We start from the raw sequence: 16,133 nt of genomic DNA on the forward strand, positions 1-16,133 counted from the left end.
CCACCCCACGGGAGATCCGCGCGACTCCTGCGGTAAGCGCTTGCCAGCCTCGTCCGCGCCCTCCACACTGAGCGACTACCGCCCCAACCTCCCAGGAGGAACCATGCCCCCGACCCTGCACCGCCGCACGTTCTTGCTCGGCAGCCTCGGTCTCACCGCGGCAACCATCGCCAGACCCGCGAGCGCCACGACCACCCGAGCACGAGCCGTCCGGGCCCGGACGCTGGACGAGCTCCGCAAGGCCATCGCGGCCGCCAAGCCGGGTGCCGAGATCGTGCTGGCCAACGGCACGTACGCCGTACCCGGTGATGAGACCATCGCCGTCAGCGCGAAGCACGGGACCGCGACCGCGCCCATCACCGTCCGCGCGGAGTCGGTCGGCGGCGTGACGCTGACCGGGAACAACGGGTTTGTGCTCGCAGGTTCGTCGTACGTCGTGATCGAGGGATTCAGGCTCCGGCAGCAGACGACGTTCGAGGTGCCGACGACGTGCCAGCACATCCGGATCAGCCGGAACGACATCCAGCTCGGCGATATCGAGGGCTCGCACTGGGTGATGGTGCGCGCCGACGCGACCGTTGTCGAGCGCAACCACTTCCACGGGAAGTCGAAGCTCGGCGTGTTCCTCGGCGTCGAGGGCCCCGGCTCGGACGGCATGGCCCGCGGCGTGCAGATCGTCCGGAACTACTTCTCCGACCACACGTACGCCGGCGACAACGGCGGCGAGCCGATCCGGCTCGGACTCAGCGGCCGGTCGTTGAGCGATGCCGGCGCGTTCGTCGAGGAGAACCTGTTCGAGCGATGCAACGGCGACCCGGAGGCGATCTCGGTCAAGTCGACCGGCAACACCATCCGGCACAACACGATCCGGGACAGCCTCGGCGGGATCGTGCTCCGGCACGGCAACAGGTCCCGCGTCGATGCGAACTTCGTCCTTGCCGGAAGCAACGGAATCCGGATCTACGGCAACGACCACCTGATCGTGAACAACTACGTCGAACGGATCGCCGGCTCCGGGATCGTGCTCGGCAGCGGCAGCGTCCGCGACCACAAGCCCGAGGACTCCCCCGAGAGCCGGCGCGGCAACGACGCACCTGATCGAGTCACCATCGCGCTGAACACCGTTCAATCGTGCGGAACGGCGATCAGCGGCGAGTCGCAGCGTCCTTTACCCCCACTCGGCTGCTCGATCACCGACAACCTCCTCGTCGGCGACGCAGGCACGCAACTGGTCTCGATGCCGTATCTGGACGGGATCGCGTTCTCCGGCAACCTCTGCTGGGGTGCCGCGTCCGACGGCACCATCCCCGCGGGCGGATCGGCCCGGAAGGACCCGAAGCTCGCGGCGGGCAGCGACGGCGTACGTCGGCTCACGGCCGGCAGCCCGGCGATCAACGCGGCCAGCAAGTCGTACCCGACCGTCACCCGCGACCTCGACGACCACCCGCGCATCGGCACAGCTGACGTCGGCGCCGACGAGTACAGCAAGGCGACACCGCGCAACCGTCCACTGGAACCCGCAGACGTCGGCCCTGCGTCGCGATGAGTTTTCTCCTGCTCGTTCGTCTCAACACCTACCAACGAACGAGCAGGAGGACAGATGTCGAAGGTCTTGTACTCGGTGACGATGTCGGTGGACGGGTTCATCACCGGGCCGGACGGTGACATGCAGTGGATGCGGCCGTACCTCGGACCGAATCCGGAGGTCGACGAGCTGATCCCGCGGATCGGATCGATCCTCGTCGGCCGCCGGTCCCACGACGGGGACGATCCGTTCAAAGGTGAGTCCGGCGAGGGTCAGGCGTTCGGCGGCGGGTGGAGCGGGCCGCAGTACGTCGTCACGCACCGCCCGCCGGCGGATGCGGAGCCCGATGTCACGTACGTCGACGACTTCGCCAAGGCACTCGCCCAGGCCAAAGAGGCGGCCGGCGACAAGTACGTGAACGTGATCGGCGCCAACGTCGCCAAGCAGTGCATCGAGGCCGGCGAACTGGACGAGGTCCTGCTCCTGTTCGCCCCGACGATGCTCGGCGACGGCACGCGCCTGTTCGACTACCCGGGCGGCCACACAGTCCGGCTCGAACGTATGAGCGTCGCCGAGACCGCCATGGCCACCAGCATGTGGTTCAAGGTGGTCTAGAAGTCCGCAGCGGTCGGCTGCATCACCGCGCGGATCTCTACGGAGCGGCCCGCGGCTCGCGCGTCTGGTAGCAGGCGCGCGAGCTCGACCGCTCGTTCACGGCTCTCCACGTCGACGACGTAGTACCCGTCGATCCGCGTCGGCCGGCAGTCGGGGAGCCGGACGGACAACTGCGGATCGGCGAGCAGTTCGCCACAGACCAGTTCACCGGCGTCGTGGGCGACTCGCTCGAACTCGTCACGCTGCAGGCGCGGTTCACCGTCACCCTGCAGGATCAGTAGAAACTTCATCGGCGCGCTCCTCTCGGTAATAGGACGGAGCCGAGCGCGCGGTTTTGACATGATGGCCCGATGTTCGTGCGTACCGAACGGCTGACCTTGCGCCGCTTCACGCCGGCCGACGCCGAGCGATTCGCGGCGTACCGCTCGGATCCCGATGTCGCCCGCTTCCAGGGATGGGACGCGCCGGTGCCGCTCACCGAAGCTCAGGAGTCGGTCGAGCGGTTCGGCCAGGCCGATCCGGAAGCGCCGGGCTGGTTCCAGTACGCGGTCGACCTGGACGGCGTACTGATCGGGGACCTCGGTGTGAACCTGCACAAGAACCTGATGCAGGCCGATCTCGGGTTCACGTTCGCAACGGAGTACCAGGGGAAGGGGTACGCGTCCGAGGCCGTTCGCGGACTGCTCGAATATCTCTTCGTCGAGCGGAAGCTGCACCGGGTCTCCGCGGAGGCCGATGCGCGCAATACTGCATCGGCGCGGTTGCTCGAGCGGGTCGGGTTCACCCGCGAAGGTCTGCGGCTGTCCAACACCTGGATGAAGGGCGAGTGGACCGACGACCTGCTGTTCGGCTACCTCCGCGACGACTACCTCAACCGATCGCGGCCCACGCCCGTGCCGTCAACCTGATCGAGCCGTCCGCCTCGATCGGCAACCGCTCCCGCACGCCTTCACGCATCGCGTCCTGATCCGCCGGGTCCAGACTGCGCAGGTACACCGGTGCGACACCCGTCCCGCCGAGGAACGGCGTCCAGTAGTCGTCGAACGACGTGAACACGGTCGGTATGTCGATCGCGCGCGTCCGCACGTCGGCGAACCCCGCCTCGCGGAACAGGCCTTCCAGACCTTCCGCCGTACAGAAGGGGAATCGGACGCCCTCGTCGTGTTCGCGGTCCTGCGGGCGCAGCGCGAGCATCGTGTCGAAGAAGTAGCGCATGATCTGCATGCCTTCGGCGTAGTCCCACACGTAAACCGCGACGGTCGACCCGATCTCCCGCATCCGGCGCAGGGCCTCGACCCGCTCCGGGACGAAGTTGAGCACGAGGCCGGAGACCACCACGTCGAACGGGCCGTCGGGTAGCTCGGCCGCCGACCGTACGTCGAAGCTCGCGCGCTCGTCGTGGATCGACTGGCGGGCGTAGTCGATGAAGCCCTCCGACGGGTCGACCCCGAGCACGGCCGCTGGATCCGCCGTGCGCAGGATCGTGCTCGTCAGCGCGCCCGTGCCGCAGCCGACATCGAGCCAGCTCAACCCTGCCGGCTGCTCGATCCAGTCGATGAACTCCGTCGCGACGAGCCGGCTCCAGCGGCCGACGTACGACTCGTAGATTCCCCCGCTCGACCACTCAGTCATTTGGGCAGGATAGACGGGAGTGAAACGCCCGTCAGGCCCTCGGCAACCTTCCAGAGGCGAGCGCTGGTCTCGGCGTCGAGAGCGGCCTTCGGCTGCTTGGCCACGGCGGTGGGACCGACGAGCCCGAAGATGCCCGAAGGACCGTAGTAGCCGCCGGCCTCGGCGGCAGGGTCGGCGGCCGCGAACAGGAGCGGCTCGGCGCCCACCTCGACGTCCTGCTTCGGGAGCGGGTTGAAGCGCATGCCGACCCGGTTGAGAAGCGACGGCCGCTCCCGGCCGAGCGCGGCACCAGCGCTCTGCAGGTTGGTGCGGGTGTAGCCGGGGTGCGCGGCGACGCTGAGCAGGCCCCAACCGCGGTCGGCGGACAGCCTGGCCAGCTGGTTGCTCATCATCAGATCGGCGAGCTTCGACTGCGAGTACGCCGCGGTCCGCCGGTATCGCTGGTCCCACTGCAGATCGTCGAAGTGGATGCGGCCGAAGTTCGCGGCACCGCTGGCCATGGTCGCGATCCGAGGCGCGGGCGCCGCCAGGACCAGCGGCAGCAGTCGCACAGTGAGCGCGAACGGACCGAGGAAGTTCGATCCGAACTGCAGCTCGAAGCCGTCCTTGGTGGCGATCCGGGTCGGCGGAACCATCACGCCGGCGTTGTTCACCAGCACGTCGACATGCGCCTCGTCGGCAGTGAGCTTCTCGGCGAACTCCTGGACCGAGGCCAGGTCCGCGAGGTCGATCCGTCGCACCTCGAGCTGGGCGTCCGGGTGCGCGGCGAGGATCTCGGCCTTCGCCGCCTCGCCCTTGGCCGGAGTCCGGACCGCCATCACCACCCGCGCACCCGCGGCGGCGAGCCGCTTGGTGGCCTCCTTGCCGGTGCCGCTGTTGGCGCCGGTGACGACAACGAGCTTGCCGGTCTGATCGGGAACGTCGTACATGATCCACACTCCGTAAAAGACTGATGGTCTGTTATGGCACGACGTTATCAGACCGCTGGTCCGATAACAACAGACCGATGGTCTGTAGAATGTGAGCGTGAAGACATTCCAGCGGGCTCGGAGCGACGAGCAGCGGGCCGAGCGGCGGCGCGCGATCCTCGCGACAGCCGCCACGATGCTGACCGAGATGCCGGTCGCGGAGGTCAGCCTGAACGAGCTGAGCCGTCGCGTCGGCCTGGCGAAGTCGAACGTGCTGAACTACTTCGACTCTCGCGAGGCCGTCCTGCTCGAGCTGTCGAGCAGCGAGCTCGCGGCCTGGGTGAAGGATCTGGATGCCACGGTCGGCGACGCGCTCCCCGAGCTGTCGGTCGATGACCGGGCGGAGCAGTTGATCAGCGCCATCGTCGGCACGCTGGCGGAGCGGCCGGTGCTCTGCGACCTGTTCAGTGCGCAGGCGGGAGTCCTGGAGCGCAACATCACGACCGAGACAGCGCTGGCGTTCAAGCGCGCGGCCGCCGCGTCGTACGAGGACATGATCGCGGCGGTCGTCGGCGTACTGCCGGAGTTGGGCCAGGACGGGGCCGCCCGGTTCATCGCGACCGCAAGCCTGCTCGCGGGCGCGATCTGGTCCCACTCACATCCCGTCCCGGCCATCCTCGCCGCCTACGAGGCCGACCCGTCCCTCGAGGCCATCCGGCTGCAGTTCGAGCCGGCCCTCACCGATTCCCTCCGCACCTTGCTGTACGGCGCCCTCCCCCGCGCCACGGACTGAAGCCCGCCGCGGGGGGTCGGGCGCGTGGTCAGGGCAGGTAGTAGTTCGGGTTCGGGAGCTTGAAGGTACGGTCCGCGAAGCCGCCCTTGAGGTCGGAGAACTGGTCGCCGAAGTTCGCGACGATGTCGTAGCCGAGCGACTCGATGTGTGCGCGGGTCGCCGACTTGTAGTGGATCGTCGTACACGAGCCGTTCGGGTCGGCCGCGCACGCCTTCTTCAGGTAGTCCGGGTAGTCGGCGACGGCCGGCTTGGTGAACAGGCCGTCCTCACCGTTGCGCAGCGTCGTCGGCTCCGGGAAGCCGGCGTCGACGCCGATGCCGTCAGCGGTGAGGTTGCCCAGCGTGGCCTTCTCCTGCGCGGCGCCACGGCCGGTCAGGAAGAAGATCGCGTATCCCTCCCGCGCGGCCGTCTTCACCAGGTCGACCATGCCGGGGACCGCCGGGAAGCGCTGGTTCAGCACGTAGTCCGCATTGGTCGTCGGATTGAACGCCCAGTTGCTGAAGATCTCGTAGTTCCAGGTCGCCAGCGCGGTGTCGTCGACGTCCAGCAGGATCGCCTTGGTCTGGCGGGTGTGGTGCGGCGTCGAGATCCAGCGGGTGCCGGCCGCAGCCACCGAGCGGGCTTCCTTGGCGTAGTTGCTGTTGTCCGCGAACGTGCCGCTGCCGAGCGGGTCGCCGTAGTAGTTGCGCAACTGCTGCCGCAGTACGTCGATGTTCGTGACCTGCTTCTCGCTGCGCGGGGTCGACGTCTGGATGGCCGGCTGCGGGTTCGCGGCACCCGCCGAGTACGCGACCCCGCCGACGACCGATGTCATCGCGACAGCTGCGACGCTGCTCAGAACCATCCGGCGGGACGGCCGGCGCCAGGAACGGAATGCCATGGTGACCTCTTCGGAGTGCGGGAATGCTTGCGAAAGCAAACTAACCCCGGTCCGGCCGTGTTGACCGCGCAACAGCCCGAAGTACAGGGGAATCCTGCGTCTGTTCAGACGGACTTCACGTAACGGTGGCATGGCACCGGTATGGTTCCGCCTTCCACCGCGGCCGGGTAGTCGAAGGGGCCGCCGTCGACCCAGCCGCTGCGCTCGTAGAACCGGCGGGCCCGCGCGTTCCCGGTCGCCACAGCAAGCCAGGCTTCCCCGTGTCCGTTGGCTTTCACCTGCCTTTCAGCTTCGGTGAGTAGCGTCCCGGCTACACCCGATCCGCGGTGATCACGCGCCACGTACACCTGCTCGACCTCGTCCCCCACGACCATCACGAACCCCGCGACCTCGTCGCCGACCAACGCGACGGTGGTGTCCGCAACCCGTTGCGCAGCACGCGTTCCGAACGACTCCTCGGTCCGGACCGCGACCAGCTCGTCCGGCACATGCCCGAGATGCCCGTCCCGCCAGCCGTCGTACCAGATCGACGCCACAACCTCAGAGTCCCCAGCAACAGCAGGCCGCACGGTCACAGTCATGCGGCCAGCGTAAACACCAGCGAGGCCCCTGCCATACCAAGGAAGAACACGGCGAGGAAGAACTGCGCGGTGTAATCCGTGTCGCGCACGTGCATGTACAAGGCGCAGACGAAAAACAGGACGAGCCCAATCGCGGCGACCAGGCCAGCCAGGTCGCTACGCCGGGTCGTAGGCCAGGTTCGGGCGGAGCCAGCGTTCGACCTCTTCGACCGGGAGACCACGGCGTACGGCGTAGTCCTCGATCTGGTCGCGGCCGAGGCGGCCGACACTGAAGTAGCGGGAGGCCGGGTTCGCGAAGATCAGGCCGCTGACCGCCGCGGCCGGCGTCATCGCGAACGACTCCGTCAGCCCGAGACCGAGCTTGTCCGCCTCGAGCAGCTCGAACAGCTCCTTCTTCTCGGTGTGGTCCGGGCTCGCCGGGTACCCGAGTGCCGGCCGGATTCCGCGGAACCGCTCCGCGTGCAGATCCTCCAGCACCGGCTGTACGTCGGGCTCGAACCACGCCTTCCGCGCTTCCAGGTGGATCCACTCGGCGAACGCTTCGGCCAGCCGGTCGGCCAGCGCCTTCACCATGATCGCCCGGTAGTCGTCGTTCTTCTCCTCGTACGACTTCGCCAGCGCCTCGGCGCCGTGGATCGCGACGCCGAACCCGCCGAGGTGGTCACCGGCCGGCGCGACGTAGTCCGCCAGGCAGCGGTTGTGCCGCCCGGCAGGCTTCTCGGTCTGCTGCCGCAACATCGGGAACGACCGGTCGAGACCGTCGAGGATGATGTCGTCGCCCTCGCTGTGCGCCGGCCAGAACCCGTACACACCTTCGGCGCGGAAGGAGCCGTTGGCAATGATCTCGTCCAGCAGCGTGTTCGCGTCGTCGAACAGCTCGCGCGCGACGGGATTGTCCAGGATCGCCGGGTACTTGCCCTTCACTTCCCAGGCCAGGAAGAGGAACTGCCAGTCGATCATCGCGCGCAGCGTCTCCAGCGACGGCGTCTCCCGCCGCAGGCCGGTGAACGCCGGCACGGGCAGTTCGCCGTACTCGACGGGCTCCTTGTTCGCCCGGGCCTCGGCCAGGGTCAGCAGCGGGCTGCGCTGCTTGTTCGCGTGCTGCTCGCGGAGCCGCTCCTGCTCAAGACTGTTGCGCTTGGCAAGCTCCTCGGCCCGCTCCTCGTCGAGCAGATCCGACACCACACCGACCACCCGCGACGCGTCCAGCACATGCACCGTCGTCTTGTCGTACGCCGGGGCGATCCGGACCGCGGTGTGCTGCTTCGACGTGGTCGCGCCGCCGATCAGCAGCGGCAGCTTCAGCCCGCGCCGCTGCATCTCGTTGGCCACGGCAACCATCTCGTCGAGCGACGGCGTGATCAGCCCGGACAGCCCGACCGCGTCGGCGCCCTCGGCAACGGCCGTGTCCAGGATCTTTGCCGCCGGCACCATCACGCCGAGATCGATCACCTCGTAGTTGTTGCAGCCGAGCACCACACCGACGATGTTCTTGCCGATGTCGTGGACGTCGCCCTTGACGGTCGCCAGCACGACCTTGCCCTGGCCGCGGACCATCTCCGCGCGACCCTCGAGCCGGGCCTGCTCCTTCTCCGCCTCCATGAACGGCTCCAGGTAGGCGACCGAGCGCTTCATCACCCGCGCGCTCTTCACCACCTGTGGCAGGAACATCTTGCCGGCCCCGAACAGGTCGCCGACGATCTTCATGCCGTCCATCAGCGGACCCTCGATCACCTCGAGCGGACGCGGCAACTGCTTGCGCGCCTCCTCGGTGTCCGCCTCGATGTAGTCGACGATGCCGTGGACCAGCGCGTGCGACAGCCGCTCCTGCACCGTGCCCTCGCGCCAGGTCAGGTCGACCTCGCGCTGGGTGCCCTTGCCCTTCACGTTCTCGGCGAAGGCGACCAGGCGGTCGGTGGCGTCGTCACGCCGGTCGAAGATGACGTCCTCGACCAACTCGAGCAGGTCCTTCGGGATGTCTTCGTACACGGCCAGCTGGCCGGCGTTGACGATTCCCATGTCCAGGCCGGCCTTGCCCGCGTGGTACAGGAAGGCCGAGTGCATCGCTTCGCGGACGATGTCGTTGCCACGGAACGAGAACGACAGGTTCGAGATGCCGCCGCTGATGTGCACGCCCGGGCAGCGCGCCTTGATCAACGGCAGCGCGTCGATGAAGTTCTTCGCGTAGCTGTTGTGCTCGGACATACCGGTCGCGACGGCCAGCACGTTCGGGTCGAAGATGATGTCCTCGGCCGGGAAACCGATCCCGGTCAGCAGGTCGTACGCGCGACCGCAGATCGCGACCTTGCGCTCGACGGTGTCGGCCTGACCCTGCTCGTCGAAGGCCATCACGACCGCGCCGGCGCCGTAGTCCATGATCTTGCGGGCGTGGTCGAGGAACTGCTCCTCGCCCTCCTTCAGGCTGATCGAGTTGACCACGCCCTTGCCCTGCACGCATTTCAGCCCGGTCTCCAGCACCGACCACTTCGAGCTGTCGATCATGATCGGGATCCGGGCCACCTCGGGCTCGGTCGCGATCAGGTTCAGGAACGTGGTCATCGCCTGCTCGCTGTCGAGCAGGTCGGCGTCCATGTTCACGTCCAGCAGGTTCGCGCCGCCGCGCACCTGCTCCAGCGCCACGTCGACCGCGGCCTGGTGGTCGTCGCCCTCGATCAGCCGGCGGAACCGTGCCGACCCGGTGACGTTGGTCCGCTCGCCGATCATCACGAACCCGGTGTCGGCGCTGATCTTGAACGGCTCGAGCCCGGAGAACCTGGTGGTGTGATCAGTCGGTACGACGGGCCGCGGCGGCACGTCCCGCACCGCGGCCGCGATCTGCTTGATGTGGGCCGGCGTCGTACCGCAGCAGCCGCCGACGAGGTTCACCAGCCCGGACTGCGCGAACTCCTCGAGCATGCCCGCGGTCTCCTCGGGCTGCTCGTCGTACCCGCCGAAGGCGTTCGGGAGGCCGGCGTTGGGGTGCGAGGCGACGTAGGTGTCGGCGAACCGGGCGAGGTCCGCGACGTGGGGGCGCATCTCCGCGGCACCGAGCGAACAGTTCACGCCGACGACGAGCGGCTTGGCGTGCTCGACCGAGCTCCAGAACGCCTCGACGGTCTGACCCGACAGGGTGCGGCCGCTCAGGTCGACGATCGTCACCGAGATCCACAGCGGCAGGTCCGGCGCGACCTCGCGGGCGGCCGCGACGGCGGCCTTCGCGTTCAGCGTGTCGAAGATCGTCTCGATCAGCAGCAGGTCGACGCCGCCCTCGGCGAGTGCGGCGATCTGCTCGGCGTACGTCGCCTTGACCTGCTCGAAGGTCACCGCACGGTACGCCGGGTCCTCGACCCGCGGGCTCAGCGACAGCGTGACGTTGAGCGGGCCGATCGAACCGGCCACGAACCGGGGGCTCTCGGGGGTGGCGAACTCGTCCGCCGCCTGCCGGGCGAGCCGGGCGCCGGCCAGGTTCATCTCGCGCACGTACTGCTGCAGGCCGTAGTCGGCCTGCCCGATGCTCGACGCGGTGAAGGTGTTCGTGGTGGTGATGTCGGCGCCGGCCGCCAGGTACTGCCGGTGGACGTCGAGGATCACGTCCGGACGGGTCAGGTTGACCAGGTCCGGGTCGCCGGTGACGTCGTGGGTCGCGTCGTTGTAGCGCTCGGGCTGGAAGTCCGCGGGCTGGAGCTTGGCGTTCTGCAGCATCGTGCCCCAGGCACCGTCGAGCACGACGATCCGCTGATCCAGCAGCTCGCGCAACGCGGTTTCACTCATCTGCCGTCCCCTCCAGAAGCGATCTCCGGAGGCGCCCTTGCAGTGTCTGCACTCAGGTCGAGCGTGGCGGACCATCGGCCCGTTGCAGCGCCTCTCGGCCTGGACGGCCCATCGTAGCGGCGGCACAGCCCGCAACCAGCACCTCAGATCACATTCTAAGACGGTGTCTCAAGGCGTGATCAGGGCTTGAAGGCCGGGCGCGTAGAGCCCGACCACCCGGTCGAGCTCGGCGGCAGCGATCGGGCCGTCCAGGTCGATCGCCATCGCGGCGCCGAGACCGAGCAACTGGCCGGTGATCAGCGCGGCCCGCAGGTCGACGTCCGGACCGGTGAGGCGGGCGGCGAACGCGCGGGTGACCTGGTCGCGGAAGTGCTCGCGGATCTGGGCGCGCTCGTCGCCCTTGCCGGCCGCGAACACGACCCGGACGAGCAGGTCCTGGTCGTTCTGCCGGCGGTACTCCACGAGGGTTCGGACGGCGTGCTCGCCGAGCCGCTCGTTCGGCGCGGCCAGCAGGAGCTGGGCGGCCTCGGTGAAATCGGCGACCCGCTCGAACAGCGCTTCCTTGCCGCCGAAGTGCTTGACGATCAGGGCGGCGCTGACACCCGCGTCCGCGGCGACCCCGCGCAGCGTGACCGCGTTGTACGGCTCGCGCGCGAACGCCTTCCGCGCTGCGCGCAGGATCGCCGTCCGCCCCGGATCGGTCACGTCCGTGTCACCTCACCCGCCACCTCGCCCGCGACCTCACCCGTCACCTCGTGCGCCGGCTCGCGACGACGTACCGGGATCAGCAACACCAGCCCCGCCGCCGCCACGGCCGCCAGACCGGCGATCACGAACACGATCCGGTACGCCGAGAGCGCGGGCGCGACCCGGCCGGCACTCGCGATCGTGACGTTGGCCAGCACGGTCGCGACGATCGTGCTGCAGATCGCCTGCCCGACCGTGCGCATCAGCGTGTTGAGGCCGTTCGCGGCAGCCGTTTCGGTCACCGGCACAGCATGCATGATCAGCGCCGGAAGCGCCGAGTACGCAACGGCGGTGCCGGCAGAAACGACCGTCGCACCGATGACGATCCCCGGCACGTTACTGCTGGTGAACAGCCGGACCACGTACCCCGCGGCCATCAGCACCGACGCGATCCCCAGCGTGAACCGCGGGCCCCGCGCGTTCGAGATCCGGGCGGATACGGGCGACAACAACACCATCGCCACACCACCCGGCAGCAGACACAGGCCACTGACCACGATGGATTCACCCAGTCCGTAGCCGGTCCAGGTCGGCTCCTGAACGAGCTGCGCGGTCGACAGCGAGTTGGCGTAGAACGCGAACCCGATCAGCAGCGCGCCCAGGTTGGTGAAGAGCACGGCGGGACGCGCGGAGACGCGGAGGTCGACGAGCGGGCTCCTCGTGCGCAGCTCGTACCAGCCCCACACCGGGATCAGCAGCACGGTGACGGCGTACAGGATGACGAGGGTCGACGTACTCCAGGCAGTGGTCTTCGAGACTGCGAGGAGGAAGCAGACGAGGAACGCGCTGAGGCCGAGAGCGCCGACGATGTCGAAGCGACCGCTGGTCCGGACCGCGGACTCGGGGACGATCAGCAGCACCAGGACGATGTCGAGCAGGCCGAGGCCGAGGTTGATCCAGAACATCGTGTGCCAGTTCGCGTACTCGACCACCAGCGTCGCGGCCGGGATGCCGAACGCCGCGCCGATGCCGAGCGTCGAGCTCATGATCGCGATGGACGGGATCACTCGGCGCGGAGGCAGCTCGTCGCGGAGGATGCTGATGCCGAGCGGGACCACCGCGACCGCGGCGCCCTGGAACGCGCGGCCGACGATCAGCACGGTCAGGTTCGCACTGATTGCGCAGAGCAACGAACCGATGACCATCGAGGACAGCGCGATCAGCAGCACGCGGCGCTTGCCGTACATGTCGCCGGCGCGGCCGAGCAGCGGGGTGAACACGGCACCGGTCAGCAGCGTGACGGTGATCAGCCAGCTCACGTCCGACGCGGGGCTGTGGGTGATCCCCGGGAGCTCGGGCAGGAGCGGCACGACGATGGTCTGGCTGATAGAGACCAGCACACCGCAGAACGCGAGCGCGGCCAGAATCAGGCGTGGGTGAGCGGCAGGGCGGACGGTCACGCGGAGTCCTCACAAGGGTGAACAGTTGTTTACTCAGGAATAGTAAACGCCTGTTCACCCCGATCGGAAGTGGACCGGCGAACTGCCCGCCGATTGGACCAGTTCGCCGAGGGCGGCATTGCCTAGGTTGGTCGGATGAGGATCTTCATCGCCGGTGCGACCGGCGTCATCGGCCGTCGCCTGGTACCGCTACTGGTTGCCGACGGCCACGAGGTGACCGCGTTGTCGCGGCGATCACAGGTGGCCGGCGTGACGACGGTGCAGGGTGACGTGTACGACGCTGTCGCGCTCCGCGAGGTGGTTGCTGCCGCCCGGCCGGATGTGGTCATGCACCAACTGACCGACCTCACATCGCGCGATTTCGCCGCGAACGGCCGAATCCGGCGTGAGGGCACCCGCAACCTCGTCGACGCTGCGCTCGCCGCCGGCGTACGACGGGTGATCTCGCAGAGCATCGCGTGGGCGTACGAGCCGGGCGGGACGCCCGCCGACGAGTCCACACCGCTCGATCTGCACGCCGCCGACGAGAACCGCCGCGGGACGGTCGAGGCGGTTGCCGCCCTCGAGTCGATCACCGCCGAGGCTCCCGAGTGGGTCGTACTGCGCTACGGCATGCTCTACGGCCCCGACACCTGGTACACCAAGGGCGCCCTGATGGCCGATCTGGCGGTGTCCGGTCAACTCCCCGCCACCGCCGACGTCACCAGCTTCCTCCACGTCCAGGACGCGGCGTCAGCCGCCGCAGCCGCCCTGACCTGGCCTTCCGGCCCCGTCAACGTCGTAGACGATGAGCCAGCTCCCGCCACCACCTGGCTCCCTGCCTTCGCACGATCAGTAGGCGCCCCCGCCCCGGCCGACCCCGCGCCGGACATCCCGCAGACCTCCTGGGCCCGAGGCGCCACCAACCTCCGCGCCCACACCCTGGGCTGGTCCCCCGCCCATCCCACCTGGCGCACCGGCTTTTTCGCGTGACGCCCTCCCGCCCGGCCGGATTCTTGGCGGCGAACCCGGACACAAGAGATCGGGCCCGGACGCTCTGAGGGGGAGGAGAGCGTCGGGCCCGATCGGTCGGTCCGCCGGCAGCGGGGGGTAGCGCTGGAGTTAGCGGACCGGGCCTGTGATCAGTTCGATGGTGGCCTTGTGGGTCTGGCCGGACTGGTCGACCCAGCCGACCTCGACCTTGTCGCCGGGGTGCTGCTTGTTGAGCAGCTCCGACAGCGTGTCGGGCGAGTCGACGGTGTGACCGGCGAAGGAGGTGATCACGTCACCGGCCTCGAGGCCCGCCTCGTCCGCGTGACCGTCCGCGAGGACGTCGCCGACGACCGCGCCGCTGATGCCCTGGCTCGTCACGACCGAGACTCCGAGCATCGGCGAGGCGCCGATGTGTACGACGTCCGACGACTTGCCGTTCTCGATCTGCTGCGCGATGTCGAGCGCCTGGTTGATCGGGATCGCGTACCCCTGGGCCGTCGTCCCCGACCCGTCGCCGGAACCGCCCTGCCCGTTCCCGAAGCCGTTCCCCGAACCGTCGCCCGAACCGTCACCGGAACCATCGCCGAAGCCGTTGCCCGAGCCGTTCTGCGAACCGGGTCCGTTGCCCGACCCGTCACCGAAGCCGTTACCGCCGCCGAACGGGTCGCCGAAGCCGTTCCCGTTCCCGGATCCGTCGCCGAACCCGGTGCCGTCCCCGGCCGCCGCCAGCGTCGCCGTCGAGGTCGCGCCGGAGGTGACCGCCGTCTGACCCGGCCGGCCGTGGCCGCCGTTGTTCCCGTTGCCGCCGGCGACGTCCACGCCGACGACCTGGCCGTTCGCGTCCACCAGCGGGCCGCCGGAGTCGCCGGCCTGGATGTTCGCGTCGGTCTCGATCAGGTTCGTGAGATTCTCCGGGTCCTGCCCGTTCTCGTCGGTCGCGGTGATCGCCTGGTTCAGTCCGGTCACCTTCCCGGCCGCGTAGCTCGGCGTACCGCCGACGCCGCCCGCGTTGCCGACGCCGACCACCTGGTCGCCCAGCTTCACCTGGTCGGAGTTGCCGGTCTTCGCGGTCTGCAGCCCGGACGCGTCCTTCAGCTTCAGGACGGCGATGTCGTGCTGCTCGTCGTACCCGACGACGCTCGCGGCGTACGTCTTCCCGTTGCCGATGTCGGTCACGGAGATCGACGTCGCGCCCTCGACCACGTGGTGGTTCGTGAGTACCTCACCGTCACCGGTGAGCACGATCCCGGTGCCGGCGGCCCGCGCGTTCTGGAACCCGAGCACGGTGTTCACGTCGACCAGCCCCGGCGACACCTTCGCCGCCACGGACGAGGGGTCGAACGCCTTCTGCGACAGCTGCGAGCTGTTCGCGGCCGAGTGCTGGTCGATGCCCCAGGCAACCGATCCCGCGACCACCACGGCGGCCAGCCCGAGCGCCCCGGCTCCCAGCAACCGGCGGCCGCGCTTCTTCGGCGGCTTCGGCGGGAACGGGTACTGCGGGTTGTACTGCGGACCCTGCTGGTACGGCGATCCCGGCTGGTACTGCGCGTTCGGGTACGGCCCGTTCTGGGGGTACTGCGGGTACCCGCCATGCGCCGGCGGCCAACCGCCGTACTGCCCACCGTCGTACGGTCCAGGTCCAGCGCTTTCGTTCATCTTCCCGTGTCCTCCTCAGCCAGTTCCCTCTGCCTTCGAGTAGAGCTCGCCAGACTGAGAACTCCATCGGGCCAACCAATGAATCAGCTGAGAATCTTCTCCACGGCCGTCACCACGGCCCGCCGCCGCACCGTCGCGCTCGGTAGATCGGCGCCGTACTCCGGGTTCATCGACGACCAGCTCGTCGCGATGGCCTGGATCAGCGAGAGCAGCGTGACCGCGCTGAACTGCCGCGTGACCACCCGCCGCCGCATCCCCCGCTGCAGCTCGTCCAGCCGGCTGTGATTGACCGCGACGATCGCCTCCAAGGGCTGCCCCTCAGGCCTCTCGAGCCGGTACCAGGTCGAGAGCCGGAGCCGGTCCGGATGTGCCTCGAAGTAGTCGAACACCCGGCCCGCGTACGCCGGGAGGTCGTCGGCGTCGAACCCGACCTCGTCGAGGTACTGGTCCACGGAGGCGCTGAACGCCGCGTCGAACAGCTCGTCCTTGTTGCCGAAGTACGCGTAGAGCATGGCCTTGTTGCATCCGGCCACCTCGGCGATCCGGTCGACCCGCGCGCCGGCGATCCCGCGCGCGGCGAACTCCTCGATGGCGGCGGCCAGGATGCGCGCCTTGGTCCGATCGGCGTTGCGTTGCTGCATACGACCAGGCTA

At 68.7% G+C, this 16,133-nt stretch carries 15 protein-coding genes and 1 riboswitch; of the genes, 5 read left to right on the forward strand and 10 right to left on the reverse strand.

Going from position 1 to position 16,133, the window contains the following annotated elements; all coding sequences use genetic code 11:
• The first annotated feature begins 103 nt into the window (after positions 1-103).
• Both AB0J62_RS04105 and AB0J62_RS04110 read left to right on the forward strand, forming a co-directional pair.
• Positions 104-1,546 (forward strand): polysaccharide lyase 6 family protein, encoded by a 1,443-nt coding sequence (locus tag AB0J62_RS04105; protein ID WP_363864193.1) that lies wholly within the window; start codon positions 104-106, stop codon positions 1,544-1,546.
• 54 nt (positions 1,547-1,600) lie between these two features.
• Complete coding sequence (locus AB0J62_RS04110; RefSeq protein ID WP_363864196.1) at positions 1,601-2,140, forward strand: dihydrofolate reductase family protein; 540 nt, start codon at positions 1,601-1,603, stop codon at positions 2,138-2,140.
• Here the strand turns inward: AB0J62_RS04110 and AB0J62_RS04115 are convergent.
• Positions 2,137-2,430: a hypothetical protein gene (locus tag AB0J62_RS04115; RefSeq protein WP_363864198.1), complete on the reverse strand. Its 294-nt coding sequence runs from the start codon at positions 2,428-2,430 to the stop codon at positions 2,137-2,139. The genes AB0J62_RS04110 and AB0J62_RS04115 overlap by 4 nt on opposite strands.
• 60 nt (positions 2,431-2,490) lie before the next feature.
• Here AB0J62_RS04115 and AB0J62_RS04120 point away from each other — a divergent pair, with 60 nt between their 5' ends.
• Positions 2,491-3,048 (forward strand): GNAT family N-acetyltransferase, encoded by a 558-nt coding sequence (locus tag AB0J62_RS04120; RefSeq protein ID WP_363864200.1) that lies wholly within the window; start codon positions 2,491-2,493, stop codon positions 3,046-3,048.
• Here AB0J62_RS04120 and AB0J62_RS04125 read toward each other — a convergent pair.
• The gene (locus AB0J62_RS04125; protein WP_363864202.1) at positions 3,011-3,772 is read right to left on the reverse strand and encodes a class I SAM-dependent methyltransferase; all 762 of its coding nucleotides are present in this window, start codon (positions 3,770-3,772) and stop codon (positions 3,011-3,013) included. The two genes, AB0J62_RS04120 and AB0J62_RS04125, sit on opposite strands and share 38 nt — an antisense overlap.
• A complete protein-coding gene (locus tag AB0J62_RS04130) occupies positions 3,769-4,701 on the reverse strand; it encodes an SDR family oxidoreductase (RefSeq protein ID WP_363864204.1) in 933 nt (310 codons plus the stop codon). The genes AB0J62_RS04125 and AB0J62_RS04130 overlap by 4 nt, the downstream gene beginning before the upstream one ends.
• A 97-nt stretch (positions 4,702-4,798) precedes the next feature.
• On the opposite strand from AB0J62_RS04130, the gene AB0J62_RS04135 reads away from it, so the two are divergent.
• Positions 4,799-5,473 carry a TetR family transcriptional regulator gene (locus AB0J62_RS04135; RefSeq protein ID WP_363864206.1) on the forward strand — a complete coding sequence of 225 codons (675 nt, stop codon included), beginning with the start codon at positions 4,799-4,801 and terminating at the stop codon, positions 5,471-5,473.
• A gap of 28 nt (positions 5,474-5,501) precedes the next feature.
• Here the strand turns inward: AB0J62_RS04135 and AB0J62_RS04140 are convergent, their stop codons facing one another.
• The 5 genes from AB0J62_RS04140 to AB0J62_RS04160 all read right to left on the reverse strand — a co-directional run bounded on the left by AB0J62_RS04140 (position 5,502) and on the right by AB0J62_RS04160 (position 12,852).
• Positions 5,502-6,353 (reverse strand): HAD family acid phosphatase, encoded by an 852-nt coding sequence (locus AB0J62_RS04140; RefSeq protein WP_363864208.1) that lies wholly within the window; start codon positions 6,351-6,353, stop codon positions 5,502-5,504.
• Positions 6,354-6,457: 104 nt separating this feature from the next.
• Positions 6,458-6,934, reverse strand: coding sequence for a GNAT family N-acetyltransferase (locus AB0J62_RS04145; protein ID WP_363864210.1), 477 nt, complete (start codon positions 6,932-6,934; stop codon positions 6,458-6,460).
• Positions 6,935-7,090: 156 nt separating this feature from the next.
• Entirely contained in the window at positions 7,091-10,705 is a 3,615-nt protein-coding gene (gene metH, locus AB0J62_RS04150; protein ID WP_363864212.1) for a methionine synthase, read from the reverse strand.
• A 22-nt stretch (positions 10,706-10,727) separates the two neighbouring features.
• Positions 10,728-10,807, reverse strand: a riboswitch (S-adenosyl-L-homocysteine riboswitch).
• Between the two features lie 66 nt (positions 10,808-10,873).
• Positions 10,874-11,410, reverse strand: coding sequence for a TetR family transcriptional regulator (locus AB0J62_RS04155; RefSeq protein ID WP_363864214.1), 537 nt, complete (start codon positions 11,408-11,410; stop codon positions 10,874-10,876).
• Complete coding sequence (locus tag AB0J62_RS04160; protein WP_363864216.1) at positions 11,407-12,852, reverse strand: MFS transporter; 1,446 nt, start codon at positions 12,850-12,852, stop codon at positions 11,407-11,409. Before AB0J62_RS04160 ends, AB0J62_RS04155 begins: the two co-directional genes overlap by 4 nt.
• A gap of 135 nt (positions 12,853-12,987) precedes the next feature.
• Between AB0J62_RS04160 and AB0J62_RS04165 the strand changes: the two genes are divergently transcribed.
• Positions 12,988-13,824, forward strand: a complete 837-nt coding sequence (locus AB0J62_RS04165) for an NAD-dependent epimerase/dehydratase family protein (RefSeq protein ID WP_363864218.1) — start codon at positions 12,988-12,990, stop codon at positions 13,822-13,824.
• 129 nt (positions 13,825-13,953) lie between these two features.
• Here AB0J62_RS04165 and AB0J62_RS04170 read toward each other — a convergent pair whose 3' ends face one another.
• A complete protein-coding gene (locus AB0J62_RS04170) occupies positions 13,954-15,480 on the reverse strand; it encodes a trypsin-like peptidase domain-containing protein (protein ID WP_363864220.1) in 1,527 nt (508 codons plus the stop codon).
• Positions 15,481-15,563: 83 nt separating this feature from the next.
• Positions 15,564-16,121, reverse strand: coding sequence for a TetR family transcriptional regulator (locus AB0J62_RS04175; RefSeq protein ID WP_363864222.1), 558 nt, complete (start codon positions 16,119-16,121; stop codon positions 15,564-15,566).
• Between the last annotated feature and the right edge of the window lie 12 nt (positions 16,122-16,133).

Origin of the sequence: Kribbella sp. NPDC049584 (assembly GCF_040675555.1) — a bacterium.
Classification (GTDB): Bacteria; Actinomycetota; Actinomycetes; order Propionibacteriales; family Kribbellaceae; genus Kribbella.

What these genes read in the sequence shown, in the direction of transcription:
- AB0J62_RS04145 (WP_363864210.1), bottom strand. Translation starts at nt 6,934, where the DNA reads ATGACTGTGACCGTGCGGCCTGCTGTTGCTGGGGACTCTGAGGTTGTG.
- AB0J62_RS04125 (WP_363864202.1), bottom strand. Translation starts at nt 3,772, where the DNA reads ATGACTGAGTGGTCGAGCGGGGGAATCTACGAGTCGTACGTCGGCCGC.
- AB0J62_RS04140 (WP_363864208.1), bottom strand. Translation starts at nt 6,353, where the DNA reads ATGGCATTCCGTTCCTGGCGCCGGCCGTCCCGCCGGATGGTTCTGAGC.
- AB0J62_RS04105 (WP_363864193.1), top strand. Translation starts at nt 104, where the DNA reads ATGCCCCCGACCCTGCACCGCCGCACGTTCTTGCTCGGCAGCCTCGGT.
- AB0J62_RS04115 (WP_363864198.1), bottom strand. Translation starts at nt 2,430, where the DNA reads ATGAAGTTTCTACTGATCCTGCAGGGTGACGGTGAACCGCGCCTGCAG.
- AB0J62_RS04170 (WP_363864220.1), bottom strand. Translation starts at nt 15,480, where the DNA reads ATGAACGAAAGCGCTGGACCTGGACCGTACGACGGTGGGCAGTACGGC.
- metH (WP_363864212.1), bottom strand. Translation starts at nt 10,705, where the DNA reads ATGAGTGAAACCGCGTTGCGCGAGCTGCTGGATCAGCGGATCGTCGTG.
- AB0J62_RS04165 (WP_363864218.1), top strand. Translation starts at nt 12,988, where the DNA reads ATGAGGATCTTCATCGCCGGTGCGACCGGCGTCATCGGCCGTCGCCTG.
- AB0J62_RS04110 (WP_363864196.1), top strand. Translation starts at nt 1,601, where the DNA reads ATGTCGAAGGTCTTGTACTCGGTGACGATGTCGGTGGACGGGTTCATC.
- AB0J62_RS04175 (WP_363864222.1), bottom strand. Translation starts at nt 16,121, where the DNA reads ATGCAGCAACGCAACGCCGATCGGACCAAGGCGCGCATCCTGGCCGCC.
- AB0J62_RS04120 (WP_363864200.1), top strand. Translation starts at nt 2,491, where the DNA reads ATGTTCGTGCGTACCGAACGGCTGACCTTGCGCCGCTTCACGCCGGCC.
- AB0J62_RS04130 (WP_363864204.1), bottom strand. Translation starts at nt 4,701, where the DNA reads ATGTACGACGTTCCCGATCAGACCGGCAAGCTCGTTGTCGTCACCGGC.